General features: G+C 68.0%; 16 protein-coding genes and 22 tRNA genes. 4 read left to right on the top strand and 34 right to left on the bottom strand.

From position 1 onward, the window contains the following. Window positions 1-348: 348 nt before the first annotated feature. From QQ657_RS09735 to QQ657_RS09610, 26 genes are all read right to left on the bottom strand, one after another. A tRNA-Asn gene (locus tag QQ657_RS09735) sits at window positions 349-421 on the bottom strand. A 10-nt stretch (window positions 422-431) separates the two neighbouring features. After that, window positions 432-504, bottom strand: a tRNA-Arg gene (locus tag QQ657_RS09730). A gap of 14 nt (window positions 505-518) precedes the next feature. Continuing rightward, a tRNA-Lys gene (locus QQ657_RS09725) sits at window positions 519-592 on the bottom strand. Between the two features lie 34 nt (window positions 593-626). Further along, window positions 627-700 (bottom strand) — tRNA-Lys (locus QQ657_RS09720). A gap of 1 nt (window position 701) precedes the next feature. Further along, a tRNA-Ser gene (locus QQ657_RS09715) sits at window positions 702-791 on the bottom strand. A 115-nt stretch (window positions 792-906) separates the two neighbouring features. After that, window positions 907-998 (bottom strand) — tRNA-Ser (locus QQ657_RS09710). Between the two features lie 9 nt (window positions 999-1,007). Continuing rightward, a tRNA-Leu gene (locus tag QQ657_RS09705) sits at window positions 1,008-1,092 on the bottom strand. A gap of 4 nt (window positions 1,093-1,096) precedes the next feature. Continuing rightward, a tRNA-Gln gene (locus QQ657_RS09700) sits at window positions 1,097-1,169 on the bottom strand. A 20-nt stretch (window positions 1,170-1,189) separates the two neighbouring features. Next, a tRNA-Gln gene (locus tag QQ657_RS09695) sits at window positions 1,190-1,261 on the bottom strand. Window positions 1,262-1,264: 3 nt separating this feature from the next. Beyond that, window positions 1,265-1,340: transfer RNA gene (locus tag QQ657_RS09690), tRNA-Leu, on the bottom strand. Between the two features lie 40 nt (window positions 1,341-1,380). Then, window positions 1,381-1,453 (bottom strand) — tRNA-Thr (locus QQ657_RS09685). Between the two features lie 13 nt (window positions 1,454-1,466). Beyond that, window positions 1,467-1,540, bottom strand: a tRNA-Leu gene (locus tag QQ657_RS09680). A gap of 61 nt (window positions 1,541-1,601) precedes the next feature. Next, window positions 1,602-1,673, bottom strand: a tRNA-Phe gene (locus QQ657_RS09675). Between the two features lie 104 nt (window positions 1,674-1,777). Continuing rightward, window positions 1,778-1,850, bottom strand: a tRNA-Glu gene (locus QQ657_RS09670). A gap of 30 nt (window positions 1,851-1,880) precedes the next feature. Continuing rightward, window positions 1,881-1,957, bottom strand: a tRNA-Pro gene (locus tag QQ657_RS09665). Between the two features lie 75 nt (window positions 1,958-2,032). After that, window positions 2,033-2,105 (bottom strand) — tRNA-Asp (locus QQ657_RS09660). Between the two features lie 38 nt (window positions 2,106-2,143). Continuing rightward, window positions 2,144-2,217, bottom strand: a tRNA-Arg gene (locus tag QQ657_RS09655). Between the two features lie 14 nt (window positions 2,218-2,231). Beyond that, a tRNA-Glu gene (locus QQ657_RS09650) sits at window positions 2,232-2,303 on the bottom strand. Window positions 2,304-2,336: 33 nt separating this feature from the next. After that, window positions 2,337-2,409, bottom strand: a tRNA-Gly gene (locus QQ657_RS09645). Between the two features lie 35 nt (window positions 2,410-2,444). Further along, a tRNA-Arg gene (locus QQ657_RS09640) sits at window positions 2,445-2,517 on the bottom strand. Between the two features lie 5 nt (window positions 2,518-2,522). Next, window positions 2,523-2,605, bottom strand: a tRNA-Tyr gene (locus QQ657_RS09635). A 146-nt stretch (window positions 2,606-2,751) separates the two neighbouring features. After that, window positions 2,752-2,821: transfer RNA gene (locus QQ657_RS09630), tRNA-Trp, on the bottom strand. A 91-nt stretch (window positions 2,822-2,912) separates the two neighbouring features. Further along, window positions 2,913-3,053, bottom strand: coding sequence for a hypothetical protein (locus QQ657_RS09625; protein ID WP_284741766.1), 141 nt, complete (start codon window positions 3,051-3,053; stop codon window positions 2,913-2,915). Window positions 3,054-3,275: 222 nt separating this feature from the next. After that, complete coding sequence (locus QQ657_RS09620; protein WP_284741765.1) at window positions 3,276-4,067, bottom strand: hypothetical protein; 792 nt, start codon at window positions 4,065-4,067, stop codon at window positions 3,276-3,278. 205 nt (window positions 4,068-4,272) lie between these two features. Continuing rightward, window positions 4,273-5,061 (bottom strand): deazapurine DNA modification protein DpdA family protein, encoded by a 789-nt coding sequence (locus QQ657_RS09615; protein WP_284741764.1) that lies wholly within the window; start codon window positions 5,059-5,061, stop codon window positions 4,273-4,275. 199 nt (window positions 5,062-5,260) lie between these two features. After that, the gene (locus QQ657_RS09610; RefSeq protein ID WP_284741763.1) at window positions 5,261-5,806 is read right to left on the bottom strand and encodes a hypothetical protein; all 546 of its coding nucleotides are present in this window, start codon (window positions 5,804-5,806) and stop codon (window positions 5,261-5,263) included. A gap of 393 nt (window positions 5,807-6,199) precedes the next feature. Here QQ657_RS09610 and QQ657_RS09605 point away from each other — a divergent pair, with 393 nt between their 5' ends. Then, complete coding sequence (locus tag QQ657_RS09605; RefSeq protein ID WP_284741762.1) at window positions 6,200-6,559, top strand: hypothetical protein; 360 nt, start codon at window positions 6,200-6,202, stop codon at window positions 6,557-6,559. Window positions 6,560-6,613: 54 nt separating this feature from the next. Here QQ657_RS09605 and QQ657_RS09600 read toward each other — a convergent pair whose 3' ends face one another. The 6 genes from QQ657_RS09600 to QQ657_RS09575 form a co-directional block, all read right to left on the bottom strand. Then, window positions 6,614-7,087: a hypothetical protein gene (locus tag QQ657_RS09600; RefSeq protein ID WP_284741761.1), complete on the bottom strand. Its 474-nt coding sequence runs from the start codon at window positions 7,085-7,087 to the stop codon at window positions 6,614-6,616. A gap of 226 nt (window positions 7,088-7,313) precedes the next feature. Continuing rightward, on the bottom strand, window positions 7,314-8,117 hold the full coding sequence (locus QQ657_RS09595; RefSeq protein ID WP_284741760.1) for a hypothetical protein: 804 nt from the start codon (window positions 8,115-8,117) through the stop codon (window positions 7,314-7,316). Between the two features lie 242 nt (window positions 8,118-8,359). Next, window positions 8,360-8,602, bottom strand: coding sequence for a hypothetical protein (locus QQ657_RS09590; RefSeq protein ID WP_284741759.1), 243 nt, complete (start codon window positions 8,600-8,602; stop codon window positions 8,360-8,362). Window positions 8,603-9,138: 536 nt separating this feature from the next. Beyond that, complete coding sequence (locus QQ657_RS09585; protein WP_284741758.1) at window positions 9,139-10,221, bottom strand: AAA family ATPase; 1,083 nt, start codon at window positions 10,219-10,221, stop codon at window positions 9,139-9,141. Window positions 10,222-10,568: 347 nt separating this feature from the next. Beyond that, a complete protein-coding gene (locus QQ657_RS09580; protein ID WP_284741757.1) occupies window positions 10,569-11,000 on the bottom strand; it encodes a hypothetical protein in 432 nt (143 codons plus the stop codon). Window positions 11,001-11,087: 87 nt separating this feature from the next. Next, window positions 11,088-12,236, bottom strand: coding sequence for a DUF932 domain-containing protein (locus tag QQ657_RS09575; protein WP_284741756.1), 1,149 nt, complete (start codon window positions 12,234-12,236; stop codon window positions 11,088-11,090). Between the two features lie 416 nt (window positions 12,237-12,652). Between QQ657_RS09575 and QQ657_RS09570 the strand changes: the two genes are divergently transcribed. Both QQ657_RS09570 and QQ657_RS09565 read left to right on the top strand, forming a co-directional pair. Further along, on the top strand, window positions 12,653-12,985 hold the full coding sequence (locus QQ657_RS09570; RefSeq protein WP_284741755.1) for a DUF397 domain-containing protein: 333 nt from the start codon (window positions 12,653-12,655) through the stop codon (window positions 12,983-12,985). A gap of 85 nt (window positions 12,986-13,070) precedes the next feature. Continuing rightward, a complete protein-coding gene (locus tag QQ657_RS09565; protein ID WP_284741754.1) occupies window positions 13,071-13,793 on the top strand; it encodes a hypothetical protein in 723 nt (240 codons plus the stop codon). Window positions 13,794-13,820: 27 nt separating this feature from the next. Here QQ657_RS09565 and QQ657_RS09560 read toward each other — a convergent pair whose 3' ends face one another. Together QQ657_RS09560 and QQ657_RS09555 are read right to left on the bottom strand one after the other, a co-directional pair. Beyond that, window positions 13,821-14,186 carry a hypothetical protein gene (locus QQ657_RS09560; protein WP_284741753.1) on the bottom strand — a complete coding sequence of 122 codons (366 nt, stop codon included), beginning with the start codon at window positions 14,184-14,186 and terminating at the stop codon, window positions 13,821-13,823. 532 nt (window positions 14,187-14,718) lie between these two features. Then, the gene (locus QQ657_RS09555; protein ID WP_284741752.1) at window positions 14,719-14,865 is read right to left on the bottom strand and encodes a hypothetical protein; all 147 of its coding nucleotides are present in this window, start codon (window positions 14,863-14,865) and stop codon (window positions 14,719-14,721) included. A gap of 522 nt (window positions 14,866-15,387) precedes the next feature. On the opposite strand from QQ657_RS09555, the gene QQ657_RS09550 reads away from it, so the two are divergent. Next, on the top strand, window positions 15,388-17,205 hold the full coding sequence (locus QQ657_RS09550) for a 3'-5' exonuclease (protein ID WP_284741751.1): 1,818 nt from the start codon (window positions 15,388-15,390) through the stop codon (window positions 17,203-17,205). Window positions 17,206-17,216: the final 11 nt, after the last annotated feature.

The following is a 17,216-nucleotide window of genomic DNA, read 5'->3' as shown; positions in this document are numbered from 1 at the left end:
GGCGGATTCGGTTGCGGGAGGGGGAGCTTCCGCGTCCGGTCCGTCGCTGTCGGCCTTCCTCGTCGGTGGTCTGGCGTGTGGACGGGCGCAGCCCAGCAGGCCGGGGGAAGGTCCGCGCTCGCGCGGATCGGCGGGGGTTCCGGCTCGTTCACCTGGGGTGTGATCGCCGGAGGCGACCCCGAAGGGGCTTGTCTCACCCAGGTGGACGGGCGCGGGTTCATCGTCGACGTGCCTGTCCCGGTCTGCTGCCGTCCGGCGTCCACATCCAGGCCGCCGTGCAGGAAGCCGTCTGACGGGTCCGACGTGGGACTCCGCCTGCCGGGCGTCCACAGCCGCTACAGGTGTGTGCTCCCCCGCCAGGGCTCGAACCTGGTGCCTCCCGGGTAACAACCGGGTGTGCAACCTCTTACACCTCAAGGGAATGGGCTACGAGCCCCCGGCAGGAGTCGAACCTGCGTCTCCGGCTTCGGACACCGGTGTCGTGCTCCGTTGGACCACGAGGGCGAGATCGTGCGCGGTGGGCCGCCAGGGACTCGAACCCTGAACCCGTCGCTTAAAAGGCGACTGCTCTGCGCTGTTGAGCTAGCGGCCCGAGTGCCGGCGCGCGATTGAGCACGCCGGTGGAGTAGGTCGCCGGGGACTCGAACCCCGTACCCGTCGCTTAAGAGGCGACTGCTCTTGCCCGTTGAGCTAGCGACCTGCGGAGGATGCAGGAGTTGAACCTGCGCGGCGCTCATCACGCCGACCACCGTTTTCGAGACGGCTGCCTTACCGGACTCGGCCAATCCTCCAGGCACGGCAACGGGATTCCGTTGTCGTGGTTGTCGAGGTGTCAGGAGTCGAACCTGATCCGGCGCTTCATCAGAGCGCTGCACAGACCGCCATGCTCCACCTCGTTGTCGTGCGCGGAGGGCGCGCGATTCGAACGCGCGCCGGGATGTTCGGTCCCGGACCACGGGTTAGCAGCCCGGTGCCTTGCCTGGCTCGGCCAGCCCTCCAAGTTTGTGTGCCCCTGGCAGGAGTTGAACCTGCAAACCCGTTGCGGGCGCGCGGGTTTGGGCCGCGTGCGTCTGCCAGTTCCGCCACAGGGGCCTTGCTGCCCGTCGAGGGTTCGAACCTCGGTCTCCGCGGTCAGAGCGCGGTGTCCGTGCCAGCTGGACCAACGGGCATCAGGGGTTTGTGTTGTCGGCTCCCGGTCCAGGGATCGAACCTGGGCTGGCGGATCCAAAGTCCGTCGTGCTGCCGACTACACCAACCGGGAATGTGGTGCCCCTACCAGGATTTGAACCTGGACTGGACGCGTTCTGAGCGCGTTGCCTCTGCCGTTGGGCTACAGGGGCGTCGTCGCACCGGCCGCTACGGCGACCGGATGCGACCACGAGCCTCTTCCGGGACTCGAACCCGGTCCTCCCGTTTACGAGACGGGTGCTCTGTCCTGCTGAGCTGAAGAGGCATGGTGGTGAACGTGCGGCTCCGGGGAGTCGAACCCCGACTGTGCTGGTTCTCGACCAGGTGCCTCTGCCAGTTGGGCTAGAGCCGCGGGACTGAAAGTGCGTTGAGGCGCCATTGCCCGGCGTGCCGAAGCTCTGGTCCACCATGAGTGGCTCCCCAGGGACTTGAACCCTGACGCCCGGGATTTCACCCCGGAGCTCTGCCGCTTGAGCTAAAGAGCCGAGTGTGGGAGTTCTGTTGGAGCTGGAGCACCGTGCCCGAGGGCAGGCCCTCCATCCCGAGGGGGTCACCCTCGGGACCCGGTGACGAGCCGGGACCCCTCGCGTAGCGCGTGCGGGGATCGAACCCGCGTCTTCGGCGTGAGAAGCCGGTGTCCGTGCCAACTGGACCAACGCGCCATGGGGAAGCCGCCTCCACGGCGGCGATCGTGGTCGGGTACCCGCGAGTCGAACGCGGTGACTCCTGATCCCAAATCAGGTGGGGTCGCCAGTGCCCCTCGCACCCGGTGATCGCCGTGACGCAGCGGCTGCGTTGTCACGGCGTTCGTGTTCGGTGGCCCGGCTTAGGGCTGTCGAACCTGCGCTCACGACGGGACTCGAACCCGCGATCGACTCCTGGACAGGGAGTTGCCGTTGCCGCTGGGCCACGTGAGCTTGAAACCGCCGGCGTGCTCGGTGAGCGCGTCGGCCAGTACCCCTACCAGGATTCGAACCTGGCACCTCCGCGTTCGTAGCGCGGCGCTCTGTCCAGCTGAGCTACAGGGGCATGTCGTTGGTGCGTAGCCGATCCGGGTATCGATCCCGGTCCCCCGCCTTGAAAGGGCGGTGACCTAGCCAGCAGTCGCATCGGCCTTGTCCGGCGCCTTGCGGTCCCGGCGTGCTGCGAGCGGCCGGAGGGCATCGAACCCTCTGCTTCGGTTTGGAAGACCGACGTGTCCGCCAAGTTCACCACGACCGCAGATCGCGCCCGGCCGGACGATGACCGGGCGCACGTGCCCCCAGCAGGAGTCGAACCTGCGCGTGACGGCTTAGGAGGCCGCGGCTCTGTCCGCTGAGCTACAGGGGCGTAAGTGGTGGAGGAGGGAGTCGAACCCCCTGTGCCGCATGGACGTCCGGTTTACAGCCGGATGGGGCTCCGCTGCCCCGTCTCCACCGAGTAGATCCGGCCGCCCGTGGACGGCCGGACCCGGTGCTCGCCCTGGCCGCGTGTCAGGCGACGGTGACGAGCATTGGGAAAATGTCTGCTCCGCTGTGTAAGTATCAAAGATCTGCACTGCTCATCGAAATGGGCAGCGTTAAGCACCGGCGGAGGGAGTCGAACCCCCGGCAAACGGTTTTGGAGACCGCCGCGCTTCCGCAAGCTCGCCGATAGGAATTAATTGTTTTCGGGCGCGCTAAATAGAGAAAGCCGCCCGGATCGGTTTCCCGATGGGCGGCTCCCTCGACATGACGAGTCCTACGTCATGGTGGGGAGCCTGCGCCGCTCAGAAGGTCCTGTTCCTGCAAAGAGAAGGGCTTCCTGTGGTCGTTCGACGGGCACACGACAGCGATCGCGGCGGCCAGATACTGGCACTGCGCCCCTCGCTCCCGCACGTTCGTCATGACCACTCCTTCGTTGCTGGTGTCCATTCATCATCGCTCAGACAGGCGTTCGACGTCAATCTTATTTAGTAGAAAACTTTCACTGGCGCACCATGTTCCCCGGATGGGACACATTTTCAGAGCGATCGGCACTCTGTCGACGTTGCGAAGCCGACCGCTGCGGCCGACCGGCCGGCCGCCGGGCGATGACCGTGAAGGACGTCACCGCCCGACGCCTCGCGTTCAGTACCCGGCGTCCGGCTCGTAGTTGGGGTCGTCCTCGGTGCCGATCGCGGCGAAGCCCCAGAACTTCGCCAGCGGGAACAGCGCGCGCAACGGGGTCAGCAGTGCCGGGTCGCTCGGGTCATCATCAGGGAAGGTCGCGGCCCAGGCGTGGTAGGCGCTGAGCGGGAACTGGCGGCGCAACTCGTGCCAGGTGAGGTCCGAGCCGAAGATGCCCTCGACGTTGACGCCGTAGACGCGGTCCTGGTCATCGTCGGCCGCGACGAACCCGGCCACGATCGCGTGGGAGACCGCGCTGAGGCGGACCGCAATGAGCGCGGAGGGCTGCGGGATGGCGTCCTCGGGCACGGGCGCGTGCCGGTCGTCGGTGGTGGCGACGCGGTAAGCGATGACGGCGCGCTGATCCCAGGTCAGATTCACCTCGATGGGCTCAGCGTCGGGGTCGCGGAGTGCCCGCGCTGTCCGGTAGGCATCGGCGATCGACCACGAGGCGGTGTCGAAGCACCGCAGGCAGAGCCGTTCCGGATCGATGTCGAGCCGGACGAGCGCGGCGAGGATGTCGAGCATCGTCGGATCCCGACCGTCAGTGCCGACGACGCGAGCAGCGGCGAAGTCGATGGTCTTGGTGAGGCTGGTGCCGCACAGCAGCCGATGGGCACGGTCGACGAAGTGGTCACCGGTGCTGCAGTGCAGTTTCCGATTGAGCTGACGGCGGCCGCCCTCACGGATGCCGCTGGTGTAGCCGAGGAGTACGTGCGCGAGGTCGTCGAGGGTGGTGCAGGTGAAGGTCATGGCGGCGTCCTTGGCCTAGGTGGGCACGGACCCGCCTTCGGCTGCCGTGACGCGTGCGACGGGCCGGGCTGCCGCCGGCGGGTGCGCTGCCGACCGCCACCGGCCCCGCAGGCCTGTCACACCCGTTTCGAGCGGAGCGAGGGTTGCGGGCCTGCGGGGCTGGTGGCGATGCTTCGCGCGGGGGCGCCGGGCGCCGGGCGCCCGGTCAGGCACCGGCGCGGGCTGCGGCGTGTCGTGCGGCCACGCGCTCGTGCCAGTCCTCGGCGTAGACCAGGCAGCTGGAGCAGACGCGGTGGAACGCGGTGCACCGGGGGTGTTTCGCGCGGCGGGCGCGCGCTGCCTTGCTCCAGGCCATCGAGTCGACGTCGTCGAACAGGCCGATCGCTTCGGCGTGCACGCCGAAGCCGTGTAGCCGGGCTGTGGTGCGCTCGCGCAGCCCGGCGACGATGTCGACGATCTCGGGAAGGTCTGTCCTTTCGCGCCGGCAAATTGAGCCCACGCCGAGGACGTCGACCGCGGCGAGGTCGACGCCACTCTCACCGGCGATGTCCCAGCAGCGCACGTAAGACTCGACGGTGTCGCCCTGCATCACGAGGCGGAACGGGCAGGGCCGCTGCGGCGCGAGACGCCTCCACCAAGTGGTGAGGTCCAGATACGACTGGACGGACAGCACCTGGTGTTCGAGCACGGTCAGCCCGGTCTTCGCCAGCGCCTCTTGTTCGCAGGGGTAGTCCTGGCTGGATGCCCAGCGGAGGTTCCGGATCTGGACGTCGTAGTTCCGGACGGCGCGAACGTAGGTCTCGGGGTCGTCGGGATAGCCGCCGTGACGAGTGACGACGTCATAGGCCCCGGAGTCGAGAATCCACGGCGCCGAGTACGCGACGGGGAGGTTGAACGCGCTTTTGATCCGTCGCAATCTGTTGTGCGACACCATCAGCGGGCGGTCGCAGACACCGATCCACTGTGGATCGGGGGCACCGAGGTACACGGGCACGGGATGCTCCTCACCGGCTTGCCGGCGTGGAGTCCGGCGATGGCCGCGCCCGGGCTCGGGCGCGGCCATCCGGCATGCCGACTGCGCCTGCATCGGCGCGTATGTGCAGGAGCGGCCGCAGCGCGCGGTCGGCTACCGTGGGCCGGCGCCTGGACCCGGGCGGCAGCCGGTTTTCGGCCGGGTGTCCCCTGGTTTCTCGCTAGGCCGCCGGGGCCAGTGCGGCACGGCGTGCTTCTGCTGCAGCTGCGTCCATTTCGCGACTCAGTCGAGTCATCCAGGCATCGAGGGAGACCAGGGCCCGCACGAGCTGCCACCACTGCGGCGGAGTCAGTTCGAAGGTGTCGACGTCGGCTGCCAGCGGACTCGTGATGGTGAACTGGGCCCTGCTGGCGCCGATCTGGTCGACGAGCAGCAGCCGGGGGATGATCGACCAGGTGGTGTAGTCGTCGCTCTCCAGCTGGTCAGGCTGGGCCAACGGCACCTCGGCGTAGTCGTGGCCGCGCTGTTCTTCGGGAAGGACATCCGGCAGCGTGAGCAGTCGCTCTGCGAGGACCCTGGGCTTGTTGCGCACGAGATCCCCGTGCCCGTCTTGCACCATCAGCGTTGAGCGGCGAACCCCGGCGACCGGGTGGTCCAGCACCCTGGCACCGCGGCTGTCGATCACGACCAGCGCGTGAGATCGGGCCGGACGGATCTGGATGCTCTTGGTGGTGTCGGACTGGAACAGGTCGCGAAGGGACTGCATGGCCGGGGCTGCCTTTCTGCGGTGGTGGCGTGCTGATGGCCGTGGCCTCAGCACGCCGGCCCCGGGGGTCCGCAGGACGGCGAGGGTTCGGCTCGGTCACTCCGGCGGCCCGCAGCGCAGCGAGGACCGTCGCCGGAGTGACCCGGGCGGGTTCATCGCCGTGTGCCCCCGGGTCGGCGTGCTGACCTCGAGCGTCAGTTCGCACCCGCAGTCGGGGCCCGGCTTCCGCCCCGCAACGTCGAGGCGGAAGCCTGTGTCTGGTGAACACACCGGTCACCGCGTTCAGCGTTTCCGCTGGTCGGATGGATAGGGTGGCGAAGCGCTAGCACTGCTGGGTCTTGCGACCCACCGGTGCGGGGGCCGAAGAACAGCAGGCATCGAGGGGGTTCAGTGGTGGTTTTGGCCGTCGTTGATCTGGTGCTGGGCGCGCTGGCGATCATCGTCGCGGGCTTCGCCCGGATGAGGATCGACACAACCGGACAACCGCTGCTGCCCGATCTCTGGAAAGGCTTGGCGGCACGGCAGCTTGCTCGTTCCCGGCAGCTTGCCGCCGTTGGCGTGATCGCGGTTCTGGTTGCGCTGGTGAATGTGCCTGCGGCGCTGGTCGACGACTCAGAGCCCCTGCTGGGCGGCCCGACGCAAGCACCCTGGGAGCAGTTGGCGCTCGGAGCGCGCGCCTTGGTGGCTGTGATCCTCGTGGTGATCGCGCTGTGGAGGGGCGTCGGCCTCGTCAGGGACCGGCGCCCTGCTTGAGCTGCGGCTGGTCACCTGTGTTCGACGCAGCGGTGTGAAGGCCGGCCGACGACTTCATGAGCCACTGCTTCCGGCCTTGCCCGAGCTTCCGAAACCGCCTCGGGTGATCGCTCCGCCGGAGCGGGGTGTTCCGCCTCGTTGGATGGCGGGTGCGCCGCCCTTGCCGGCCTTCGGCGTCGTGTAGCTGCCGGCAGATCCGGCGATGCGCTGACCAACCGGTGGAGCGGTGTAGCCGCCGCTCGTGGGCACGTAGAACCACATGAAACTCGGCTCGCTGCCGCCGCTGAACTCCTGGGGCGCGGTGCTGCACTGATCGTCCTCGACCCGGTTGCCGGTGCGGGAGTCGGTGCACACCGCGACGTAGTCGTACTCCTCCAGCGTGTCGTCCAGGAGGTCGAGGCCGCAGGCGGAGGTGAAGTAGAACGCGCCGATCGCGGGAACCAGGATCAGGCGGGGAACGTGGCGAGAGCTTCGTCGTGCGGGCTTCACGGCATCGGTGTGAGTAGCGGTGTGTGCTGCGCGGCCCATCGACGTGCTCCTCTGCTGGTAGGGCGTGGACGGTCACGCGCCCAGCAGGTCATCTCCAGGCGGGCAAGGGTTTCCGCGTCAGCGGCGCGCAGCGCCCTGGTCCCGCCTGGAGGTGGTCTGCTGCAGTCGGAAGTCCGCGCGAGCCAGGGGCACGGCGTAGTCGGCGCCGCCGGTCGGAGCAGCTGGTGGCGGGTCCCGACCCGGGGCTCCGCCACCAGCCGGCTGGTCACGTCGTGATGTCGTTGCGGTGTGCGTGGAGCAGCACGGTGCGTACCCGGGTCCCGGACTCGGCGAAGGCGTCCTCGGGCAGTTCTTCGAACCCGCCGTAGGCGGTGATCAGCTGCCGGACGTTCTCGTGCTGACGGTCTTGGCGGAAGGTGAAGCCGCTCGGGACGATCGCCAGGAGCTGGCCTTCGGCGGCGATCATGTTCCACGCGGTCAGCACGTGGTTGATCCAGACCGTGGGCTGGCCGGGGATCGCGAACGGCGGGTTCATCACGCAAGCCGCATAGTGCCCGCGCGGTGCGGTCTCGGCGAACTCCTCCAGCGTGCTGCACACGACAGCGACACGCGGATCGCCGCTGATGGCGGCCGCGCGCTCGGCGTTGGGCTCAATCGCCGTGACACGGACGCCGGGGTTCGCGGCGAGGATGGCGCGAACCAGGGCGCCATCACCCGCGGAGGGCTCCAGGACCTCGGCCCCGGCCTCGAGGTCGACGATGTCGGACTCGGTGACGATCTTCTCGGCGAGGTCGGCCGGGGTCGCGAAGAACGCCTCGATCACCTTCGGCGCTGCAGCGACGGTGCCGCCATCGAGTACGGCGTTGATCGCGTCCGTGGGATCGCTGGTGAACAGGTGTGCCTTCGCTTTGCGGTTCCAGGTGCCGCCCATGCGCTCGAGCACCGCGTTGACGGCGGTGTAGACCTTGCGGTCGAGCTGACGCGGCGGCAGGTACAGGTACAGGCCCTCGATGCGGGATTCGGCGAGGATCTCCCGGACGGTGTCGTCGATGGGAAGGGTGGTGCGCATGCGGTTCCTCCTGGTCAGCGCGATGCGTGGACCAGGGCGAGGCAGCGGGAGCCGGCGGTGGGCGGGGCAAGGCTCGGCGCGCGCGCCGACCGCGCAGCGGCGCCGGCCTTGACCGCCCAGCCGGGGCTGCTGCCATTGCCGGTCCGCGCATGCGCGCCGTACAAGAGGAAGTGCTACGTCCGGAAGGATGGATCGGTTGTCTCCCAGTCACTTCCGGGAGACAACCGATGTTGCAAGATGGGTTAAGGCTGGATTTCGGTGACGGCGATCCGGACCTCGAATCGCTGGACGGGCCGCTCGCGGTAGTCCTCGCTGCTGTAGGTCATCGGCTCGAAGAGCCAGGTGCCGTCGTCTTGCGGCCGGGCCCGGTACTGGATGGGCACGTCATCCTGGGGCGCGGTCCAGCCTTCCAGCCATTCCTCGAGGGTTCCGAGCGCCCAGTCGGCGACGATCTCGGTGGTGAGCTTGTCGAAGTTGAAGCTCATCGGCGGGCTCCTTAAGGCAGAGGACGGGGTCGTTGTGGACGGGCGCAGCCCGAGTGCGGCGCGGTCGAGGTCCGTAGGACGGCGGGGGTTCTGCTCGGCCGGGCGGGTGGCCCGCAGCGGAGCGAGGACCGTCACCCCGCGCGGCCGGGCGGGTTCATCGCCGCCCCGCCTCGCCCCGCGAAGTGCTCTACTTCGGACGTCCGCAATCCCGCCCGGCTGCAGATGAGCCGCCGGGCCACAACAGTCGGTCAGGCCACAGCGGGAAGCGGTGTCGGGGTGGATGCGTCAAGCCCGACGAGGGCGACGGAAGTTCCAGCCTGCGGTCGAATCGGCGACGCGCACATCGGCAAGCCCTGGCCACAGTCCCATGGGAATCAACACCGGCGGGATCGCTGCGATTGGCTGCACAGAACATTCTGGTGATTTCTGGCCGCCACGAGGGCGGTTGACTTCCCCCGGGGGCCTGCGGAAACCAGATGCCAGGGGCCCGCCGAGGAGATGGTGCAAGCCCCTCGGCGGGCCAGGCGGCGGTTGCCTCAGAAGTCGATCGCGCGTTTCCGGGAGCGGCTGAGCACGACGGAGGCAACAGCCGGTAGCTCGCCGTCCTCAGCCTTCCTGTGCGCACTCCGCATGTCGACCATCTCGAAGGCGCCAGCACTGAGCCGGTAGCCGCCCTTGGTCGACACGGCATCCCTCATACGGAACCGTAAGGTCACGTCGATCTCGTAGTCGTTGATCGCCTGCACGCCGTCGCGATCGAAAAGGTCGATGGAACCGGTGATGACGTCGCTTTCGCCGTCCTGCCAGATGATGCGGGCCTCAACGGCGCAGTCGGGACGCTCAATGCGTTTGATGTTGAGGTCACCGATCACCTCGGCGAACGGTTCACCTCGGCGCAGCTCGAAAGCGATGGACCGCAAATGATCGAAGTTCAAGTCGTACTTCCTCGAAAATTCGACCACCTCGTCGACCTGGGTCGCCGCGACCCCGGATACCTGGTCACGCAGGTAGGTGGCGACCGTCTCAGGATCCGGGTAGGCGAATCGCATGTGGTAGTGAAAGCGTCCGGGGCGGTTGAGCATGAACTCGTTGACCCTGCCTAGATCGTTGACCGAGAGGACATAAAGACGCTTGGTCACGCTCAGTCCGTCGAAGAGGGAAAGGAACTGGGTCTGCGCCTCGTCCTCGCCGTTGCTGCCGAAGACCTTTTCGAACTCGTCGAAAATGACCGCAACCTCGCCTAGGTCGTCCAAAAAGGACGCCAGCCCGGGGGTCGAGTGCTGGACAAGAATCGTCGGCAGCTCCAGCTGCTCGCGTGCTTGCTCGGCAAGCATCCGGAGCAATAGTGACTTGCCCATTCCCTTGTCTCCGGAGAGGATCACTCCCAGGGATCGATCCATGGCTACGTAGGCGCGCATAATGCGATCCACGCGCTGTTCATGTGAGCCGTAGACAGTTTCGTCGCCGGAAGCAAGTGGGGCGACCTGGCGGAGGCTGTATCCGTCCATTTTGGAAAAATTGATGGCGTATGTAGCCACTGGCAACCGGTCGAAGGTCTGCACGGAGTCGTCGTAAAGGCGGAACTGGCCACCGGAGACAACGATGGTGGATGCAGGCATGTGCGCTCGCTTTCGCATAAAGGGGTGGATGGCTGCTGATGCAGCGACATCACCGCGCCCCGCGCCTCCCTCAATCCGGCGAGACGTTGCCGGCGGGTTCGGCCGAGAGCAGGTGATCTGCGTGCCGAACATCAGGCCGTGCCGGGCCCGAAGGGGTGGAGATGAACCCGGCCCACGCATTTCGGGCCGGGTTCATCTCCACGAACCCGGCGACGGTCTGATCGGCTTCACGCAGATCACCAGCCCCGGCGACACCCGCATGGGTTCCACCAGGCGCCACCGCGCCCGTCACGAGCGCGTCGGACCAGGGACGGACACCTGCCGCGCTCAGCGCAAGAATGCGATCATCATCCGGCTATTTCATTGGAGCTGAGCCATTCGGCGATCCCGTTCCGCAACTCCGTGACGCTGGACGGTTTCAGCAGCGCGGTGCCAGACGTCTTGGGGAAGGCGTCGCCACGGCTGACCCGGAAACTCAGCCCGTCCGGCGAGTTGTTGATGTGCAGGGTGGCGCCGTAATACTGATCGTGTTCTCGGAAAGTCACCTCGACTGCGGCACTTGGCTCGGCCGCCAGCAGCGTGTCCAGCTGATCCCGCAGGTCGACGACGCAGCAGGGCTTGACGAGGATCGAGTAGCCAGCCTCGGTCGTGCGCTGGTACACGCCGAGCACCAGGCCGTGCTGCGGGAGCCCGGCGTACTGCTGGGCCGCTCGGACGATGAAAGGGGTTCGGTCGTCAGACCGAATCGTGATTCCCCATCGCTTTGTGTTGCGGGACATGACAAAGCTCCTTTTCCGGAGGGAGTTTTTGGGTGTGGCGCCGACAGGGGCCGGCCGGGGCGTTCCCCGGCCGGCCCGTGGGGTCGATCAGCGCTGGAAGGCCGCGGCGTGGCGCATCGCGGGCAGGCCCTGGCGTTCCATCTCGTAGGCCTGGTCGGCGTCGTCGAGGGTCTGCGCGGCGCTGGTCACCGCGTGCAGGACACCACCGGAGGTGCGGTCGCCGCCATCGAAGAAGTGGTCGAGAATCGTCTTGCGTTCGGTCTCGGTGAACCGCAGCTGCTTGCCGACGTACTCCAGGGTCGCGTCAACGTCGCGCACGCGAACTCCGGCCTCTGCCTCGACCTCGGCGATCTTGGCCTGGACGTAGGCCGGGTTGAGGAACGTGGTGACGGCGTCGCGTGCCTGCTTGATCAGCACGTCCAGCACGGCGGCCTGGGTATCGGAGCTCCAGCGGACCACGCCGTCGGCGAGCTTGCCGCCCAGGTGGACCTCGCGCATGGCGTCCTGGGTGAAGGTCATGCCGTTGTCGCAGATCTGGACGACGATCCGCGGGGTGATGGAGAAGCTGCCGTGCCCGATTTCGGAGTTGCTGAAGACGAATCCGGCGAACACCAGCGGGTTGTCGGCGCCTCGCCGGCCAGTGAATGGGCTGGTGTAGTTGCGCAGCAGAGCCGGGGCGTGCGCGGCGACCTCGGGGCAGCTGACCTTGACGTACATCCGGGTCTCGGTCAGGTCGCACTGGTTGACGTCGACGTGGACGCCGGCCAGCCGGATCCCCTCCAGCATCGCCATCAGCACGTCGAGGTTGTCAACGAACCGGTAGTTTTCGGACAACAACGCGCGGGCGACGCCGGGCAGGTTGCCGCCGCCTTTGAGGGTCCGGGTGAGGAACCGCTTCTCGGGCTCGTCGGACAGCCACTCGTTGACGTTGTGATCGAGCAGCGCCAGCTTCCCGGTCGCGCGCATTTCGCGCAGGTACTTCACCGGGATGCCCAGCTTCTCGGCGAATCCGCGGTCGCAGGTGGCGGTCGGCACAAACAGGGCGCCGCGGGTGACGCCGCTGGCGGTGATCGTCGGCTCGCCGATCCCGTCGATCTCCAGACGACCGTCGACCATCCGCAGGTCATTGGCGGGGCGGACGATATCGAGCTTGCGATCTTGCTGGATCTCCAGGAGGTTCGCCATATCCCGGAGGCTGGCGTTGCGGGTGGTCAGGACGGACTCCACGGTGGTCATCGCGGTGGTGCTCCTTCGGTTCTGTGGGGAACCGGCGTTTTGGCGGGCGCCGGGCCAGGACTGCCGCCCCCGTCATGGGTGCGGCTGGTCCCCCGCGGGCAGCGGGGCGCGACTCGCCGGGGACCACCGAGGCAGGACCGGCCGGGGCGCCGTGCTCGGCCGACCGGGGCGGGATCGCGCGCAGCGCGACCGAGCGCAGCGAGGCTGGTCTCCCCCGGTCGGCGCGGGCTGGCGGCGCTTCGGGCGCAGCCGGCGCGGTGGTCCAGCGTGCGATCGCCCGCAGCCCGTGGCGACCGGGTCGCGACTTGGCGCACGGGCGAATCCGCGCTCGAGCCTGGCGAACGGGTAGGTCGGACCAGCGTGGACGCGGTCGGGTATACCTTCGGGCTCGGTTGACCAGCAGAACTGTGAGGACCATGAAGATGCGCAGGACCAGCGCGCCGATCTACAGCAAGAGCGGTGACGTCATCGGCCACCTGGACCTGACCGACGCACACTGGCAGGGCGGTGAAGATGTCGAGGACGGCGTTGAGGTCATCGAGGTGGCATTCGTGCCGCACACCGACGGCGTCACCTACACCGCGGTCCGCAAGACGCCCCCGGATGACGCCGACGACCTGGTCATCACCTACACCCCGAAAGAGTGGGAGTTCTTCGTGAAGCGAGCCTCCACCGGCTACTTCAATCCCGACGCGGTGCTCGAGCGCCGTAGACAGCGCGCCGAGGACGACGCCGGCACCACGGGATGACCCGACAAGACCCGCTAAGCCACCGGACCGGCGGTCCGCAGCCGGCTGACGGGCCGGGGCCCCGCCCGGGCGCTAGGGTGCTTCGATGAGGCCTTTCCAGCGACAACGGGAGCAAACGGACGTCGCCCTCGCCGACGTGCTTCGCCTGCTGGCCGACGCTGCCCGGCCGCTGTCTGGGCCTGCTGCCGTGGCAATCGCGCGGAAGGTCCAGAGCACGCTCGTCGACGTCATCGGATCCGACTCCCGTTCGGACGCGATCGGCCTGGCCATCCGGACGGGTCAAAGCTGCGAAACTCTCATTCTCGGCGGCTGGGCTCACGACGACATGGTCCGCCAGCGTCCGCAGGACTGCGCGCGCGCCGTTGACCGGTTCGTCGCGGAGATCAGCGTCGTTCACGCGCAGCTGCTGGCCTCTAACCCGCGGCTGAACGAAGATCCATACCCTTCCGCCACGGCTCTGCACACCGAGTTGGTGTGTTTCCTGCGCGTCCACTCGGACGGCCGTGCCGATCTGATCGACGCTGTCCACGATGTGCTGACCTGGTGTCGCGCGTGTTCTCGTGGCGGGCCACGGGGGTTCGCGGAGCTCGTCACGCGCTTGATCAGCGCCGGTGAGCAGCTGGTGTCGCGATGGCCTGAACCACCTGGTCCGCCGAGCCTGGGTGTGTACGAGCTGTTCGACGACGATGTGCGGGCCTTCGAGAACACGGCCGAGGACGTTCGCCACTCGCTGGTGACGCTCCATCCTCGCCTGCAGGCGAGGCCTGCGCCTCGTCGGCGGTCCGCCGTCAAGCAGCGGGCCCTCTGAGCTCGGCCCGCACATCGCCGATCGGAACTACAGCGGCGCGGTCCAGATGTCGCTGCCGGGGTACTGCTGCTCCAGCTGCGGCAGGAACTGCTCGACGCGACGTTGCGCCGACTGCTCATCGGGGAACACCGCGGCGTTTTCCTCGTCGTCGGTGCTTCGCCCCGACGGCGTCATCCGAAGGACCTCACGTGCTCCGGCAAGCCGGATGAACGCCCCGTGCCGGACGCGGGCCGGACGGCCGTCCGTCGTCTGACGCTGAGCACCACTACACCCGGGCAGCGCCTTCAAGGTGGCTGACTGCCCGGCCGAGACCAGCACGTCGTCGACGACCACGGCTTTGCCGATGCGCAGCGACCACGCGAATCGCCGATCGGGCTTGCGTTCCACCGACATCCCGCAGATTTCGCAGGTACGCGTGTCTTGTCCGAGGCGAACCCAGCCGTGCCGGCTCACCGGGCGCCCCGAAGCTCAGTGGGTCCGCGGAAGCCCGACGGGGGGCCGCTTGCGCAGGACCGGCGCCCGGCTCCGCCCACGCAATGGCAGCCGCAGGGCTGCCGCGTCGTCATGGCTGTGCTCAAAGATCGGATCGACATCATTCCCTCTCGCAAGATTTCGTTGGTACACAAGGGGGCGTGTTCTCGCTGCGGCGCATGTCCACAGTGGTCTCACCGCCCGATAGGGCGCGCCCACGGACGAAGGGCTGGTGCGCTGCCGGTGGGCGAGCATGAGGTCTGCGGGAGCACGGTTTCGCCGAGCGCGCCAAGCCCGGTCGTCGGGCTCGAACCACGACGCCAACGAGCCTGGCAAGCCGAACCGGGCAGTCTCATCCCGCCGACGTTCTGACGGCACGAGGCGCCCTGCGTATTCGAATACACAGGGCGCCTCGAACGGCTAAATCACAGCCTTCACTGACGCGGAAACGAGATCAGTCGTTGCAGCGGGGACACGCGCCGGACTCCGAGTCGAACGAGCCGTGGTAGAAGCAGTTGCCCGCTACGGACGGCACACTCGAGTTCAGAACGAACGAGAAGGCGTGAATGCACGTCTTTTTGGCCAGCTTCTTCAGCTTCATTTCTCTCCTTCAACATAGAGACTGCCATTGACTGACTCAGTCCCCGCCCTCATCGATTAGCGAGATCGGGACCCCTTGGCAGCCGCCGTGGTTTTGAGGGCGACGTCAGCAGGGCAGGCTCCGCGGACCGGCCGGGGCGCTGCGCTCGGCCGACCGGGGCGGGATCGCGCGCAGCGCGACCGAGCGGTAGCGAGGCTGGTCTCCCCCGGTCGGCGCGGGCTGGCGGCGCTTCGGGCGCAGCCGGCGGGAGCCTGCCAGCGTCGGAGAGCCCTCCAGGTCGCGGCGGGTGTCCAGGTCGCCGATCGACAGTCGAGCGGGCGGACAGCAGCTGCGCCTCGCTGGCGGGGGGAGGCTTGTCCTGGGCCAGCACGTCCAGGTACCTGCCCTGGAAGGCGACGCGCGCCGGCGGGCGGTGAGCGAGCTGGCGCGCAACCCGATCTTGTCGGTCCCCCCTGCGATACTCCCATCCAACCGGTGACAGGACGTGGTCAGACGACTGCGGGCAGGAGGAGACGAACACCGATGACGACGAGCACACGCGGCTACCTCGGCCCCCTTGCCCTGGCCGACGAGGTGGGTCTGGCCCGATGGCAGTTTGAACGCGCCCAGGAGGCCGGCATGATCCCGGACCGGGGCCACTCCCGTGGCTGGCTGCCCGAGCAGGTCGAGCAGGTACGTGGGCTGGTCACCGGCATCGTGCAGCGGTTCGGCGCCGAACGCCCGGTGGGTCTGCACAAGTGCGCCACTCGGCTGGCCACGCGCCTGGACCGGCCGGTCGAGGCCGATGATGTGGCCGCTCTCGCACAGGCCGGGCACCTGACGAAGGCCGAGGTGTTCAACGGCTACGACCTCTACGCCCCTGCTCAGGTCGACGCCCTCGCGCCCGAGTTGGTCGCCGAGGTCGTGGATGCTCGTCTGGGCTGGGAAAAGTCCTCGATCCCGGTCCAGGAGCTGGCGCAGGGGTTGGACTGGAGCCGCGACGAGCTGACCGCGGTCCTGGCCGAGCGCGGTGTGCCGGCCGGCCAGGACTGGCGGATCTCGAACGAGGTGGCCGAACGGCTTCGTGCCGACATCGCGCTTCGCGAGCGCGTTCATGCGGACCGGCCCATGACCGTGGTCGCGGCCGGACTGCTGCTGGAGCGGGTGCTGGACGTTGAGGACGGGCGCCGGCATGTCGAGGCGGCGACCACGCTCGGACTGCTCACGACCGCACCTGCCCCCTCGACGCACGGTCGACGGCAACACTCGTTCTCCGGCCCCCGCTACCGCACCGGCGATATTGAGGCCCTGGCCGAGCGGCTGCGCACCGACACTGCGCAACGGGAGCGGGTCCGGGCGGAGCAGACGATCACCGCGGACGCGGCTGCGTCGCTGCTGGAGAACCTGCTGGACGTGCAGGGCGTGCGGCGGCACTTCGACATCGCGGTCAAGGCCAAGCTGATCGGAACGGTGGGCAGCCACGAGAAGCAGGTCGGGCGGGAGAAGTGGATCACCATCCCGCTGTATCGCACCGGCGATGTGGAGTCGCTGGCCGAGAACTCGGTCTGGCACCTGGTCCGCGAGACCGGCCCCGGCCAGCGATCCCCGCTGTGGGACCTGGTCACCGAGCGTCCGCCAGAGCGCGCCACGCTGCTGCGACGCTGGCTGCGCGAACTCGGTGACGCGCACGGCGTCGAAATGTGGGGCTGGTACCGGCCCGGGGCGAAAGCGTGGGAGATCGACTGGGAGCGCACTCCGGAGTCCGCCCTGACCCGGGACCAGGTGGTGGCCTCGCTCATCTCCCGCCCGGAGCTGACGCAGCACCGGAAGTCGATCACGATCGGCTCGGCCGCCGGCGCCGCGGTCAACTTCGCCCGCGCCATGCTGGAGCAGGGCGTCGCCGTGATCCTGGATACCGAGACGGTGTCGCTGGGCGGCGCGGTGTGCGAGATCGCCGTGATTGACGCCTGCACGGGCCGGACGTTGTTGGACACCTTGGTCAACCCGGGCGTGCCGATCGAGGCGGGCGCCTACGCGGTGCATGGCATTACCGACAGCGAGGTGACCGCCCCAGGCGTGCCGACCTGGCCCATCGTCTACAAGAGACTTCTACGCGCCACGGTCGGCAAGATTGTGTTGGCCTACAACGCAAGTTACGACCGCAACGTGATCACGTTCGATTGCGAACGGCACGGGATACGCCGCAGCCGCTTGGCCAACGCTGGGCACTGGGCTGATGTGATGGTGCCGCGGTCCGAACACGCTTATTCCAGGCGGTTGCTGCGCAACGGCGGCGGCCACCGCGCCCTGGGCGACGTCCAGCAGACCCGCCAACACTTGCTGCGGATGACCGCACCGTGACCATGTAACCA

Source organism: Amycolatopsis ponsaeliensis (assembly GCF_030182635.1).
Classification (GTDB): Bacteria; Actinomycetota; Actinomycetes; order Mycobacteriales; family Pseudonocardiaceae; genus Amycolatopsis; species Amycolatopsis ponsaeliensis.
Note: the sequence above shows the minus strand (reverse complement) of the source record. Positions and strands in the feature narration are given on the sequence as shown.